This window comes from Burkholderia sp. M6-3, from assembly GCF_050858985.1.
GTDB lineage: Bacteria > Pseudomonadota > Gammaproteobacteria > Burkholderiales > Burkholderiaceae > Paraburkholderia > Paraburkholderia caledonica.
Genome location: NZ_CP110090.1, coordinates 3,502,642 through 3,515,254, shown reverse-complemented (window position 1 = coordinate 3,515,254; position 12,613 = coordinate 3,502,642). Strand labels below are relative to the sequence as shown.

Genomic DNA, 12,613 nt, shown 5'->3' with positions numbered 1-12,613 from the left:
GCATGAAAATCAAGGAAGGGGGTAATGGGACCAACCGGAGTACCGTTGATGGGCGAACTACGAAAGACCAATTCACTCGCCGCTTGAAATCCTGCCCGAACGTTATACGGCGATTTCGAGAGAAGGTCAACACTCGGGCGGCAACTTTACAAAATTTCGCGATAGCGCAATGAAAAGTTGCTTACAAACCTTGCTGGATGGGCGTCTTTTTTGCTAGGGAGAACCCTGAGTTTCACTGCAGGCGCCGGGTGCAACCGTTAAACTACGCGCCCGCGCCGGTTGCACCTAGGATAACCGCCGCGCATACATGCGTGTCACCCGTTTTCAGCGCCACGAGCGCCGGTCGTAGGGTGCCGACATGGTTCTGAAACAGGAGAAGACGTGAAAAGTTCTATACAACGGAACATCGGGCCGTTCGCACTCATGCTGACCGGCTTGGGTTCGATCATCGGCTCCGGCTGGCTGTTCGGCGCCTGGAAGGCCGCGAAAATCGCGGGCCCGGCATCGATCTGCGCGTGGATTATCGGCGCTGTCGTAATTCTCGCTATTGCACTGACCTACGCCGAACTCGGTGCAATGTTTCCTGAGTCCGGCGGGATGGTGCGTTACGCCCGGTATTCGCACGGCGCGCTGGTCGGTTTCATTAGCGCATGGGCGAACTGGATCGCCATTGTTTCGGTGATTCCGATCGAAGCCGAGGCATCCATTCAATACATGAGCACGTGGCCCTACGAGTGGACGCACGCGCTATTCGTCGATGGCTCATTAACAACGAACGGGCTGCTGCTCTCGGCGGCCCTCGTGATCGTTTACTTCCTGCTGAACTATTGGGGCGTGAAACTCTTCGCGCGCGCCAACTCGGCAATCACCATCTTCAAGTTCCTGATTCCCGGCGCGACGATTCTCGGCCTGATGCTGACCGGCTTTCACAAGGAAAACTTTGGTGAAACGAGCACCTTCGCGCCCTACGGCTGGTCGGCTGTGCTGACCGCAGTTGCGACGAGCGGCATCGTGTTCGCGTTCAACGGTTTCCAGAGCCCGATCAACCTCGCCGGTGAGGCACGCAATCCGGCCAAGAGCGTGCCGTTTGCGGTGATCGGCTCGATCTTGCTCGCGCTCGTGATTTACGTGCTCCTACAGGTCGCGTATATCGGCGCGGTGAGCCCCGCCGACGTAATGAAGGGCTGGAGCCACTTCAATTTCGCTTCGCCGTTCGCGGAACTGGCAATCGCGCTGAATCTGAACTGGCTGGCCATTCTTCTGTATGTCGACGCGTTCGTTAGCCCGAGCGGCACCGGCACGACCTACATGGCGACCACCACGCGCATGATCTACGCGATGGAGCGCAACAACACCATGCCGAAGATTTTCGGCAACGTGCATCCGTTCTACGGCGTGCCGCGGCCGGCGATGTGGTTCAACCTACTGGTCTCGTTCATCTTCCTGTTTTTCTTCCGCGGCTGGAGTTCGCTCGCGGCGGTGATTTCCGTTGCGACCGTGATTTCGTACCTGACCGGCCCGATCAGCCTGATGGCGCTGCGCCGCGCGGCGACCGACCTCGAGCGCCCGCTGCATATCCCGGGTATGCAGGTGATCGCACCGTTCGCGTTCGTGTGCGCATCGCTGATTCTCTATTGGGCCAAATGGCCGCTGACGGGCGAGATCATCCTGTTGATGGTTGTCGCGCTGCCCGTGTACTTCTACTTCCAGGCGAAGTCCGGTTTTGCCGGCTGGGGCCGCGATCTGAAGGCGGCATGGTGGCTGGTCGCCTATCTGCCGGTGATGGCGATTCTGTCGCTGATCGGCAGTAAGGAGTTCGGCGGCCACGGCATCCTGCCGTACGGCTGGGACATGCTGGTCGTGATTGCGTTCTCGCTCGTGTTCTATTACTGGGGCGTGCACAGCGGCTACCGCTCGGAATATCTGGAAGAGCGTCAGACACACGACGAAGTGCTCGAGGGAATCGGCGCGCATTAAGGCGCTGCCCAGGCCGTTCAAGGTCCTGCATGACGTAAAAAACCCCGCCTGAGTTCTGCTCAGGCGGGGTTTTTTGTTTTGCAGCGGTTTGCCTGGTCTGCGCTTGCGGCGCACGCGGCCATGTCGCCGATCAGGCTGTTCCAAACACGTAGTTCGTCATGGCAAGCGAACGCTGATACGTGCCAAGCGATTGAACCGTCAGCGAATAATCGTCGTCGGCCGCGCCTAGCGCTGCGAACACCGGGAGGAGATGCTCGTCGGTCGGGTGCATCAACACCGCGTGCGGCGCCTGACGGCGGTAGTCGAGCAACGCGTCGATATCATGCGCGGCGAGCCTCGCTTCGAACCAGTCGGTGAACTCGGCGACGCGCGGGTCGGCATCTTCGGGTCGCGCGGAGAAATCCGCGGCGCGCAGATTGTGCGTGATCTGTCCGGAGCCGATCACCATCACGCCTTGCTGCCTGAGCGAGCGCAGCGCGCGGCCGACGCGAAAGTGATGTTCAGCGTCCAGGTGCGGCTGGATCGACAACTGTGCGACGGGCACATCGGCGTCGGGGAACATTAGCAACATCGGCACCCATGCGCCGTGATCGAGTCCGTGCGGCTGTACGTCGGCGTGAATGCCGCTATCGCCGAGCAAAACGGCTGCACGTCGCGCGAGGTCGGGCGCGCCCGGCGCCGGATAGTGAATCTCATACAGCTGGCGCGGAAAGCCGTAAAAGTCGTGGATGGTTTCGGGTTCTGTCGATGTGCTCGCGACCGGCTGCGCCGTGCCCCAATGGGCTGACAACATCAACACGGCCTCAGGCCGCGCCAATTGCGAACTGAGCACGCCGAATTCAGCGGACGGCAGCGATGGGTCGATCGGCAGCGTCGGCGCGCCGTGGGAAAGAAAAAGCGACGGTAAGCGGTTCATGGCAGCGGGGCGCCGTGAGGCGCGCTCGAAAGTTCGGTTACTGCCAATATAGAGCCGCACCGCTGTTTGATAAACGGCTCAAACCGGATTTGATTATCTTCCAACGGTTGGCAATGATCGACCGCAAGCGCTGCGGCCGGCATTCCCGGCAAGCGTATCTGGAACCGTGAAGACGCGCCCGCCGCGAATCCATACGCGAAAGCCGAGCGGGAATTACTCGTCAGCGCCGCGCAGTCCCGCCCACGCAGGCGACAAGGCGGGCCCGAGCGCGAACAGATCGAGCACGCGGGAAACAGTGTGATCGACCATCTCGTCGATGGTGGCAGGTTGGTTGTAGAAAGCAGGCAAGGGCGGAAAAATCACGCCGCCCATTTCGGTGACCGCGGTCATATTGCGCAAATGCGCGAGATTGAACGGCGTTTCGCGCACCAGCAGCACGAGCCGGCGGCGCTCTTTGAGGGTGACGTCGGCGGCACGAGTGATCAGATTGTCGGACAGACCGTGCGCGACGCTCGCGAGCGTTTTCATCGAACACGGCGCGACGATCATGCCGTCGGTCGCGAAAGATCCAGACGCAATGCTTGCGCCGACATCGCGCACCGAATGGACCACATCGGCGAGCGGATGGACGTCTTGCTTGCCCAGATTCAATTCGTGCTGAATGTTCAGCCACCCGGCGCTGGAGATCAGCAGATGGCTTTCAACGCCGCCGAGCTTGCGCAGCGTCTGCAGCAGACGGACGCCGTAAATGGCGCCCGTCGCGCCGGTGATCGCGACAATCAGCCGGCGGGGCGCCGCAGCGCGTGTTTCCATGGCTCGCGGCGCCTTCCAGGATCGGCTTTGAAGCAGACGGTCAGGCTGCGGCAAACAGTTGCTGCAATTCGCCCGATTCGTACATTTCCATCATGATGTCCGAGCCGCCGACGAATTCGCCCTTCACGTAAAGCTGCGGAATGGTCGGCCAGTTCGAGAACTGCTTGATGCCCTGACGGACTTCGTCATCTTCGAGCACGTTGACCGTCTTGAATTCGTTGACGTTGCATGCCTTCAGAATCTGGATTGCGCGGCCCGAAAAGCCGCACATCGGGAACTGGGCGCTGCCCTTCATGAAGAGCACGACGTTGTTTTCGTCGACGATTTGCTTGATGCGTTGTTGCGTATCCATGACTGACCTTGCGGTTCCGGTATGTGTAGAGAATAGGCTGAAATGATAGCGGATTTCGCTTGCGCCAGCCGACGACCGCTTTGCCCATTTGCTCGTCGCGGCTATTGCGACGGCTGTGGCGACTGACGCCAGGCTTTGTCAGTCAGCGAGCCGACCGCCGGTTATCCGCTCGATGCCCGCAAGATCGCGCTGCGATTGGACCTGCGTGAAACCTTGCGCGATCAGGAGCGCGCGCACGGCTTCAGCCTGATCGTAGCCGTGCTCCATCCACAGTACGCCGTTTGCGGCGAGACGACGAGGCGCGCCCGAGACGATCGCCCGGATCGCGCTGAGGCCGTCGGCTTCGTCGGTGAGCGCGCCGCGCGGTTCATAGCGCAGATCGCCCTGCAAAAGATGCGGGTCGCCGCTCGCGATATACGGCGGATTGCTCACTATCACCTCAAACCGAAGTGCCGCGTCAAGCGAGTCGTACCAGTCGCTTTGTGCGAATGTCACGGCGCCGCCTGGCCGGTTCGGATCGAGCAGGCGCGCGGCGTTGCGCGAGGCGACGGCAAGTGCCTCCGCCGAACGGTCGAGCGCGCTGACTCGTGCGTCCGGACGCATCGACGCGATCGCCACCGCGATTGCGCCCGTGCCGGTGCCCAGATCGAGCACGCGCGGGCGTGCAAGGTTTTCCATCGCGATGAGTGCCGTTTCGACCAGCAATTCGGTTTCGGGACGGGGAATCAGCACATGCGGCGTGACCTCGAACTCGAGCCCGAAAAATTCGCGGATACCGACAAGTTGCGCCACCGGCTCGCCCGCTACGCGACGCGCTTGTAATGCCAGATAGCGCTGAACTGATTCGCTATCGAGCGCTTCGTCGGCGCGCGTAATCAGTTGCGTTTGCCGCCAGCCGAGCACATGCGTGAGCAGAATCCGCGCTTCCAGCGACGGCAGCGGCGAGGCGCGCAACAGCGCGGCGGGCGTGGCCGCATCTTCGCGATCGGCTGAGGCGTTCGACGTCATGGACGCTTAGTCCGCATCGCCAAGCGAAGCGAGCAGCTCGGCCTGATGCTCGCTGACGAGTGCACCGATCAGTTCGTCCAGGTCACCGTCCATAATCGCGTCGAGGCGATACAGCGTCAGATTGATCCGATGGTCTGTCAGACGTCCTTGCGGGAAGTTGTAGGTGCGAATCCGCTCGGAGCGATCGCCCGAGCCGATCAGGCTCTTACGCGTGGCGGCTTCCTTTGCCTGTTGCTCGTGCGACTGCTTGTCCTTGATGCGAGCCGCCAGCACTTTCAGTGCGCGGTCTTTGTTCTTGTGCTGTGAACGGTCGTCCTGACATTCGACGACGATCCCCGTCGGCAAGTGCGTAACGCGCACGGCCGAGTCCGTCTTGTTGATGTGCTGACCACCGGCGCCGGACGCACGGAACGTGTCGATCCGCAGATCCGCCGGATTGATTTCGACCTCGCCGATTTCGTCCGCTTCCGGCATCACGGCGACCGTGCACGCGGACGTGTGAATGCGGCCCTGCGTTTCGGTTGCCGGCACTCGCTGCACGCGGTGGCCGCCGGACTCGAACTTGAGCTTCGAATAGGCGGCTTCGCCAGCGATTCGCACGATCACTTCTTTATAGCCGCCCAGGTCGGATTCGCTTGCCGACATCATCTCGACCTGCCAGCGATTACGCTCGGCATAACGCAGATACATGCGCAAAAGATCGCCGGCGAAGAGCGCGGACTCGTCGCCGCCCGTCCCCGCGCGAATTTCGAGGAAGATGTTGCGGTCGTCGTTCGGGTCTTTCGGCAGCAGCATTTTCTGCAGTTCGCCGCCGAGCTGTTCCATCCGCTCGCGGGCCGCGCGAATTTCTTCTTCCGCGAACTCGCGCATGGAAGCATCCGCGAGCAGTTCCTGCGCGGTGGCGGCGTCGTGCATGGCCTGGCGCCAGAGCGCGTATTGCTCGACAACCGGTCCGAGCTCGGCGTGTTCGCGCGTGAGCTTGCGATACTGGTCGAGGTTCGCTGTGATGTCCTCTCGGCTCAACAGGTCGTTAAGTTCGGCCAGCCGGGTAGTCAGCTGGTCGAGCTTGCGTTGCATGCTCGTTTTCATCAGGCGGGTATCGGAGCGGACTCCGGCAAGGACGACAACTAGGAAGTGGGCGGATGCCCCAAGGCAGAAGCACGTCGCGGGCCACTTGCGGGTGGCGCGGACAGGCGGCATGTGCGCCGCTAACGCTCCGTGGAACCGGAGTGTTTGTAGAACCCGCTCATCAACTCGATGAGCGTGTCGCGGTTCTCGCCACTCGCGCGGTTGAGCGCGTGGGTCGGACCGTGAATCAGTTTGTTGGTGAGCGCTTGCGAAAGCGCTTCGAGCACAGCGGCAGGATCGTCGCCCCGCGCGAGCATTTTCTGCGCACGTTCGACTTCGGCCCGGCGCAGTACGTCGGCTTGCGTATGCATATGGCGGATCACCGGCACGATGCTGCGCGCTTCGAGCCACTGCATGAAGTTCTGCACGCGCGTTTCGATGATCGCTTCGGCCTGCGCAACGGCGGCCTGTCGCGACGCATTGCCTTCGCGGACGATCGCGCCGAGGTCGTCGACGGTGTACAGAAACACGTCTTCGAGCTGGCCGACTTCCGGTTCGATGTCGCGCGGAACCGCCAGATCGACCATGAAAATTGGCCGATGGCGACGCGCTTTCACCGCGCGCTCCACTGCGCCGAGACCGATGATCGGCAACGTGGAAGCCGTGCAGGACACGATGATGTCGAACTCGTGCATGCGAGTCGGCAGGTCGGACAACGGAATGGCGCGTCCGTTGAAGCGCTCGGCGAGCCGCGTGCCGCGCTCAGCCGTGCGGTTGGCGACCACGAGTTCGCGCGGTTGCTGCGCGGCAAAGTGCGTCGCGCACAACTCGATCATTTCGCCGGCGCCAATAAACAGCACGCGCTGGTTCGACACCTTGTCGAAGATGCGCTGCGCCAGCCGGACCGCGGCGGCGGCCATGGAAACGGATTGCGCGCCGATCTCGGTCGTGCTCCGCACTTCCTTCGCGACGGCAAACGTGCGCTGGAACAACTGGTTCAGATAGGTGCCCAGCGCGCCGGCTTCAGATGCCGTGCGAACGGCGTCCTTCATTTGTCCGACGATTTGCGTCTCGCCCAACACCATTGAATCCAGGCCCGACGCGACCCGAAATGCGTGGCGCACGGCTTCGGACTGCGGCAACGCGTAGACGTGCGGCGCGAGTTCTTCGATGGGCAGGTTGTGATAACGGGACAGCCACTGGATCGCGGCTTCGCGCACGGCCTGGTCGTCGGTCGCGCAGTAGAGTTCGGTGCGATTGCAGGTGGACAGAATCGCCGCTTCAGGCGCGGTGCGGGCTGTGGCTCCCAGCCAGACGCTTTTGAAAGTGTCCAGTGCGGGCTTGATCTGTTCGAGCGGAAACGCCACGCGTTCGCGCAAGGCGACAGGCGCAGTGTGGTGATTGATTCCGATCGTTAGGAGCTGCATTCTGGGGAGCTATGGTTTAGCTCGATATTATAGCGTTTTCACGATTCTTACATTGTGACGCGCGCTCAGCCGGGCGCGGCAACTGCTTCCGGCGGGAATGCGTCCAGTTGATAGCCATAGCCGTAGAGCGGCGTTAGCGAATAGCCCAACTCCGGGCGCAGTTCCAGCTTTGACCGCACGCGCGACGCATGGGTGTCGACGGTGCGCGACTTTACGTCGCGGCGGCGCGCCCACACGGTTTCGAGGATGTGCGCGCGCGACACGGGCCGCGACAGATTGGAGAACAGCAGCAGCGCGAAGCGGAATTCCTTCGGCGTCAGCGTGACCGTGCGGTGACGGAACGTCACGGCGAAGTTTCCGGTATCGAACGCATAGCCGCGAATCACGTCGTGCCGGCGGTTGGGCGGCCGGCGCAGCCCCGCGCGCCGTAGCAGCGCGTCTACTCGCGCGAGCATCTCGGGGCCACGGACCGGTTTGGTCACGCAGTCGTCGGCACCCGCATGGAGCACGGCGACGATCTGGCTTTCGCGCGGCTCCGTCATCAACACGATAACCGGCAGGCTGGGCAGGATCGCGCGGGCGTGCGCGATTACGTCTTCGGCTGAATGATCGCCGGCCCAGTTTTCGGTGATCAGCAGATCGAAGAACTGATCTGCAGCCTGTGCAAGGAAAGGGACGCTGGTAGTGAAGTGCTGACACACGTGGCCGCCGGCGAAAACAAGCCGAGTGACCAGTTTGGCGTGACTTGTATCCGGCTCGATAAGGGCAATTCGCATGGGCGCGTTGAGCTCGACGACGGCCGGGAACCAGGCTTTTCCGTAAGGCCTATAGCTTGCCTAACGTCACCCCGACCCCTAAACTCAACCGCTGTGCGGAAAGCGCCGTGCTGATTTTTTGAGAAAGAGACAAAAATGCTAGCTGTCGTCGAGCCTCGCGCCCATGAGACAAATCCGAAACTGCGCGAGACCGGCCACTAATGGGCTGGCCCGGAATCGTGGTGTTGGGGGCAGCAATCGGTATCGCGGGGTGGTGGTTGCATCCGCTGCGCCGCTTGAACCGCTCTAGCCGCGCCCGCTTGTGGGTGGCGGTGCTTGCCGGAATAGTGGGCGCGAGCGTCGCGCGCATGGCCGGCAATGTGATTGGCCTTTTCCATGACGGTGAGACGCTCGAATGGCCTGTTTGCACGGCCATTGCCATGATCGCCGTCGCCGTGACGGTCGGCTCGCTTTCCCGTCGATGAATATTTGCAGGTGACTTCCATGAATGCCCGACTTCCCCATACCTCTCCCATCCCCGAACGCCTCGCCACGTTGCGCAGCGCGATGGCACGCGAAGGCGTGGCCGCTTACCTCGTGCCGTCGGCGGATCCGCATTTGTCCGAATATTTGCCAGGGCGTTGGCAGGGGCGGGAATGGCTTTCCGGGTTCACCGGCTCGGCGGGCACCCTCGTCGTCACGGCGGACTTTGCAGGCGTCTGGACGGACAGCCGCTATTGGGAGCAGGCCAACGCGCAGCTCGCGGGCACTGGCGTTCAGCTCATGAAAATGACGGGCGGCCAGCAAACCGCGCCGCATTTCGATTGGCTCGCGCAGAACGTTGCGCCCGGTAGCGCGGTCGGCGTGGACGGCGCGGTGCTCGGCGTGGCGGCTGCGCGTGCTCTGACTCAGGCGCTCACGGCGCGCGGCGTGAAGCTGCGCACCGACGTCGATCTGTTCGACGCGATCTGGCCACAGCGTCCGACACTGCCGGTTGCCGCCGTGTTCGAGCACGCGGCGCCGCATGCAAGCGTCGCGCGTTCCGAAAAGCTTGCGCAGGTCCGCCGGGCAATGGCGGAGAAGGGCGCGCAATGGCACTTCATTTCCACACTCGACGACCTCGCGTGGCTGCTGAATCTGCGGGGCGCCGACGTTAGCTACAACCCGGTCTTCGTGGCGCACGCGCTGATCGGCGAAAACCGCGCGTCGCTGTTCATTGCCGACGGCAAGGTTCCGCAGGCGCTCGCCGAAGCTCTTGCACGCGACGGCGTCAGCGTCGAGCCATACGCGAAGGCCGCAGAGGCGCTCTCTGCGCTGCCCGCCGGCACGACGCTGCTCATCGACCCGCGCCGCATTACATATGGCTCGCTGCAATCGGTGCCGTCGACAGTAAAGATAGTCGAGGCAGTCAATCCGTCCACGTTCTTCAAGTCGCGCAAGACCGAGGCTGAGGCCAGGCACGTGCGCGAGACCATGGAGCAGGACGGCGCCGCACTGGCGGAATTCTTCGCGTGGTTCGAAGGCGCACTGGGCCGCGAGACGATCACCGAACTCACTATCGACGAACGTCTGACGGCGGCGCGCGCGCGCCGTCCCGGCTTCGTGTCGCTGAGCTTTGCGACCATTGCGGGCTTCAACGCGAACGGCGCAATGCCCCACTATCGCGCCACTAACGAATCGCATGCGGTAATCGAAGGCAACGGCCTGTTGCTGGTCGACTCCGGCGCACAGTATTTAAGCGGCACGACGGACATCACACGCGTCGTGCCGGTCGGCACCGTCAGCGACGAACAGCGGCGCGATTTCACGATCGTGCTGAAAGGCACCATGGCATTGTCGCGCGCCAGGTTCCCGCGCGGCATCCGTTCGCCGATGCTCGACGCAATCGCTCGCGCGCCGATCTGGGAAGCCGGCGCCGATTACGGCCACGGCACCGGTCATGGCGTCGGCTATTTCCTGAACGTGCACGAAGGCCCGCAAGTAATTTCGCACTACGCGCCTGCCGAATCGTGGACGGCAATGGAAGAAGGCATGATCACCTCGGTCGAACCGGGTATCTACCGGCCGGGCAAGTGGGGCGTGCGCATCGAGAACCTGGTGCTGAACGTGCCCGCCGGCGAGACGGAATTCGGCGACTTCCTGAAGTTCGAGACGCTAACGCTTTGCCCGATCGACACGCGGTGCCTCGACCTGTCGCTGCTGCGCGACGACGAGCGCGCGTGGCTGAACGACTATCACGATACGGTGCGCGCGCGTCTGTCGCCGCATGTTTCGGGCGACGCCAAGGCATGGCTCGAACTGCGCACCCAGCCCGTGTGAGCGCTGCAACCGCAATGGCAACCGCATAGCTAAAGGAGAGCGCATGGCCATCAAGGCAGTCGTGTTCGATTTCGGCGGCGTGCTGATCGACTGGAGTCCCGAATATCTTTACCGCCAACTGATTCCCGGCGAAGCCGAGCGACGCTGGTTCCTGACACATGTCTGCTCAATGGATTGGGTGATTCGTCAGGACGGCGGGCAGCCTATCGTCGAGGCGACGGAAGAACTCGTCGCCCGCTTTCCTGATCACGAAGCGCTGATCCGAGCTTTCTATGAGCGCTGGCACGAGATGGTGGCCGGGGTGCTGGAAGACGGCGTGGCGATCATGGAAAAGCTCGAAGCCGCGGAAGTCCCGCTTTTCGGTCTGACGAACTGGTCGGCTGAGACGTTCCCGTATGCGTGGGAGCACTACCCGGTGCTGCGACGCTTTCGGGACATTGTCGTCTCCGGCCGCGTGGGGCTGGTGAAACCCGATCCGGCGATTTTTGCGGCAATGCGCGAGCGGATCGACGTGCAACTACCAGGCGTCGAGCCGGGCGAACTAGTGTTTATCGACGACAACCTGAAGAACGCTGCAGCCGCCACCGCACTCGGCTGGCATGGCGTGCATCACACGAACGCCGCGCAAACAGAAGCGAAACTGCGGGAACTGGGTTTACCGGTCTGACGAGGCGAGTGTCGCTCGCGCGTCATGCAGTACGCGACATGTGTAGCGCGTTCGTGTCGCCGCGAGTGACTTCCCGTCGCGCGAAGTCTACTGCCCGAGCAAATTCTTCAAAGCATTACCCAAACCCTTCACGGTTTCTCCCGCGCCTTTTGCCACGCCTTCCACACTGACGCCCAGCGCTTTCGCGAATCCGGCGGCGATGCGAGTCGTCAAACCTTCCTGCACTGAGAATTTCGGATCGCGCAAGTTGCCGTCGAGCACGAAGTGCAGCGTGATGTCGCCGTTGCGAGCCTTCAGTGCGGCGACGGCGGCTTTCGTCGGAATCGACATGAAGGTGTCGAGCGGACTGCCGGTGTCCGCGAGTTGCAACTGGTGAACCGTGATCGTGCCCGGCGCATGCAACTGATAGTTGCGCACCGACGACTCGACGCTCAGGTCGACCGTGCCGCCCGTCACTCGCGCCTCGGCCCCGGCTTTCTTAACGAGGTAAGGATCGAGCATCACGACGTCGACGCCGCGCAGCGTGCTCGTCGTTTGCGAGTCCTTGCTGGCGATCTTGATCCATCCGCCGAATGTGACCGTGCCCGTGTGCGACGGCCCTTTGATCGAGCCGCTGACACTGACGTTGGTCGGCTCGGTGAGGGCCGGCAGATGAACGTTGTCGACCGTCGCGTTTGCGTTGCTTACCGTCACCTTGTAGGCGGGCGGACCGACGGTCATGTCATAGAAATGGAACCGCCCCTGCTCCAGGCTGATGTGATCGACCTGTTTTTCGCGGGGCGTTGCGCCAGCGGCGGTACTGCTCGCGTCGTCGTTCGCGCTCGTGACCGACTGTCGCAAATTCGGAAGCAGGCGGATCGTACCGGTTTGAGTTCGCAGCACCGCCATATCGAAACCGCGAACGACGACATTGCGAAAATGCATGCGCCGCGCGAGCAGGTCGCGGATATCCGGCGTGATAATGATTTCGTCGGCTCTCAATGGATCGCCGGCCGGCCAGCCTGGCGGCGCCTTCAACAGCACGTTGGTGAGATGAACCGAGGTCAGGCCGACGTCGATGCTTTGCGCGCTGCCCAGTGGACCCAGCGCCGTCACCACGCGCTCTTTCACTTCTCGCTGCGCGTATTGCAGCAGACCGAGCGCAATGACGACGAGCACAACCAGCACGCTGCCCACGGCAACGATCCAGCGTTTGCCCTTCGACATTGCCATGCTGTGCTCCTCGGTGCCGTGTGCGCGGCGTGGCGGTGATGGATGCGCGCGTGGTGGACGCGTGGCGCGAATCGACATATAGCACGCCCAGGTGAGCAA

General features: G+C 62.5%; 12 protein-coding genes. 4 read left to right on the top strand and 8 right to left on the bottom strand.

Features of this window, described 5'->3' with window-relative positions; all coding sequences use genetic code 11:
• Positions 1–381 precede the first annotated feature (381 nt).
• Complete coding sequence (locus OH764_RS15310; protein WP_498847350.1) at positions 382–1,977, top strand: APC family permease; 1,596 nt, start codon at positions 382–384, stop codon at positions 1,975–1,977.
• Positions 1,978–2,107: 130 nt separating this feature from the next.
• On the opposite strand, the gene OH764_RS15305 is transcribed toward OH764_RS15310, so the two are convergent.
• The 7 genes from OH764_RS15305 to OH764_RS15275 all read right to left on the bottom strand — a co-directional run bounded on the left by OH764_RS15305 (position 2,108) and on the right by OH764_RS15275 (position 8,337).
• Positions 2,108–2,893, bottom strand: coding sequence for a DODA-type extradiol aromatic ring-opening family dioxygenase (locus OH764_RS15305; RefSeq protein WP_498847349.1), 786 nt, complete (start codon positions 2,891–2,893; stop codon positions 2,108–2,110).
• Between the two features lie 213 nt (positions 2,894–3,106).
• A complete protein-coding gene (locus OH764_RS15300; protein ID WP_498847348.1) occupies positions 3,107–3,706 on the bottom strand; it encodes a UbiX family flavin prenyltransferase in 600 nt (199 codons plus the stop codon).
• Between the two features lie 40 nt (positions 3,707–3,746).
• Complete coding sequence (gene grxD / locus OH764_RS15295) at positions 3,747–4,058, bottom strand: Grx4 family monothiol glutaredoxin (RefSeq protein WP_006052757.1); 312 nt, start codon at positions 4,056–4,058, stop codon at positions 3,747–3,749.
• Between the two features lie 138 nt (positions 4,059–4,196).
• Positions 4,197–5,066: a HemK/PrmC family methyltransferase gene (gene prmC / locus OH764_RS15290; protein WP_498847347.1), complete on the bottom strand. Its 870-nt coding sequence runs from the start codon at positions 5,064–5,066 to the stop codon at positions 4,197–4,199.
• A 6-nt stretch (positions 5,067–5,072) separates the two neighbouring features.
• Complete coding sequence (gene prfA, locus OH764_RS15285) at positions 5,073–6,155, bottom strand: peptide chain release factor 1 (protein ID WP_027779442.1); 1,083 nt, start codon at positions 6,153–6,155, stop codon at positions 5,073–5,075.
• A gap of 119 nt (positions 6,156–6,274) precedes the next feature.
• Positions 6,275–7,561 carry a glutamyl-tRNA reductase gene (hemA, locus tag OH764_RS15280; protein WP_088176509.1) on the bottom strand — a complete coding sequence of 429 codons (1,287 nt, stop codon included), beginning with the start codon at positions 7,559–7,561 and terminating at the stop codon, positions 6,275–6,277.
• Between the two features lie 65 nt (positions 7,562–7,626).
• Positions 7,627–8,337, bottom strand: coding sequence for a response regulator transcription factor (locus OH764_RS15275; protein ID WP_110405703.1), 711 nt, complete (start codon positions 8,335–8,337; stop codon positions 7,627–7,629).
• A gap of 200 nt (positions 8,338–8,537) precedes the next feature.
• Between OH764_RS15275 and OH764_RS15270 the strand changes: the two genes are divergently transcribed.
• Genes OH764_RS15270 through OH764_RS15260 form a run of 3 tightly spaced genes read left to right on the top strand, consistent with a single transcriptional unit; the run spans position 8,538 to position 11,302 of the window.
• A complete protein-coding gene (locus OH764_RS15270; protein ID WP_020070680.1) occupies positions 8,538–8,801 on the top strand; it encodes a hypothetical protein in 264 nt (87 codons plus the stop codon).
• A gap of 19 nt (positions 8,802–8,820) precedes the next feature.
• Positions 8,821–10,635 (top strand): aminopeptidase P family protein, encoded by a 1,815-nt coding sequence (locus OH764_RS15265; RefSeq protein ID WP_498847346.1) that lies wholly within the window; start codon positions 8,821–8,823, stop codon positions 10,633–10,635.
• Positions 10,636–10,678: 43 nt separating this feature from the next.
• Positions 10,679–11,302 (top strand): HAD family hydrolase, encoded by a 624-nt coding sequence (locus tag OH764_RS15260; protein ID WP_498847345.1) that lies wholly within the window; start codon positions 10,679–10,681, stop codon positions 11,300–11,302.
• An 87-nt stretch (positions 11,303–11,389) separates the two neighbouring features.
• Here OH764_RS15260 and OH764_RS15255 read toward each other — a convergent pair whose 3' ends face one another.
• Positions 11,390–12,514 (bottom strand): DUF748 domain-containing protein, encoded by a 1,125-nt coding sequence (locus OH764_RS15255; RefSeq protein WP_498847344.1) that lies wholly within the window; start codon positions 12,512–12,514, stop codon positions 11,390–11,392.
• Positions 12,515–12,613 lie beyond the last annotated feature (99 nt).

Bases quoted from the DNA above. Each gene is read 5' to 3' on its own strand.
- OH764_RS15255 (WP_498847344.1), bottom strand. From the start codon at position 12,514: ATGGCAATGTCGAAGGGCAAACGCTGGATCGTTGCCGTGGGCAGCGTG.
- OH764_RS15305 (WP_498847349.1), bottom strand. From the start codon at position 2,893: ATGAACCGCTTACCGTCGCTTTTTCTTTCCCACGGCGCGCCGACGCTG.
- OH764_RS15260 (WP_498847345.1), top strand. From the start codon at position 10,679: ATGGCCATCAAGGCAGTCGTGTTCGATTTCGGCGGCGTGCTGATCGAC.
- OH764_RS15275 (WP_110405703.1), bottom strand. From the start codon at position 8,337: ATGCGAATTGCCCTTATCGAGCCGGATACAAGTCACGCCAAACTGGTC.
- prmC (WP_498847347.1), bottom strand. From the start codon at position 5,066: ATGACGTCGAACGCCTCAGCCGATCGCGAAGATGCGGCCACGCCCGCC.
- OH764_RS15265 (WP_498847346.1), top strand. From the start codon at position 8,821: ATGAATGCCCGACTTCCCCATACCTCTCCCATCCCCGAACGCCTCGCC.
- grxD (WP_006052757.1), bottom strand. From the start codon at position 4,058: ATGGATACGCAACAACGCATCAAGCAAATCGTCGACGAAAACAACGTC.
- prfA (WP_027779442.1), bottom strand. From the start codon at position 6,155: ATGAAAACGAGCATGCAACGCAAGCTCGACCAGCTGACTACCCGGCTG.
- hemA (WP_088176509.1), bottom strand. From the start codon at position 7,561: ATGCAGCTCCTAACGATCGGAATCAATCACCACACTGCGCCTGTCGCC.
- OH764_RS15270 (WP_020070680.1), top strand. From the start codon at position 8,538: ATGGGCTGGCCCGGAATCGTGGTGTTGGGGGCAGCAATCGGTATCGCG.
- OH764_RS15300 (WP_498847348.1), bottom strand. From the start codon at position 3,706: ATGGAAACACGCGCTGCGGCGCCCCGCCGGCTGATTGTCGCGATCACC.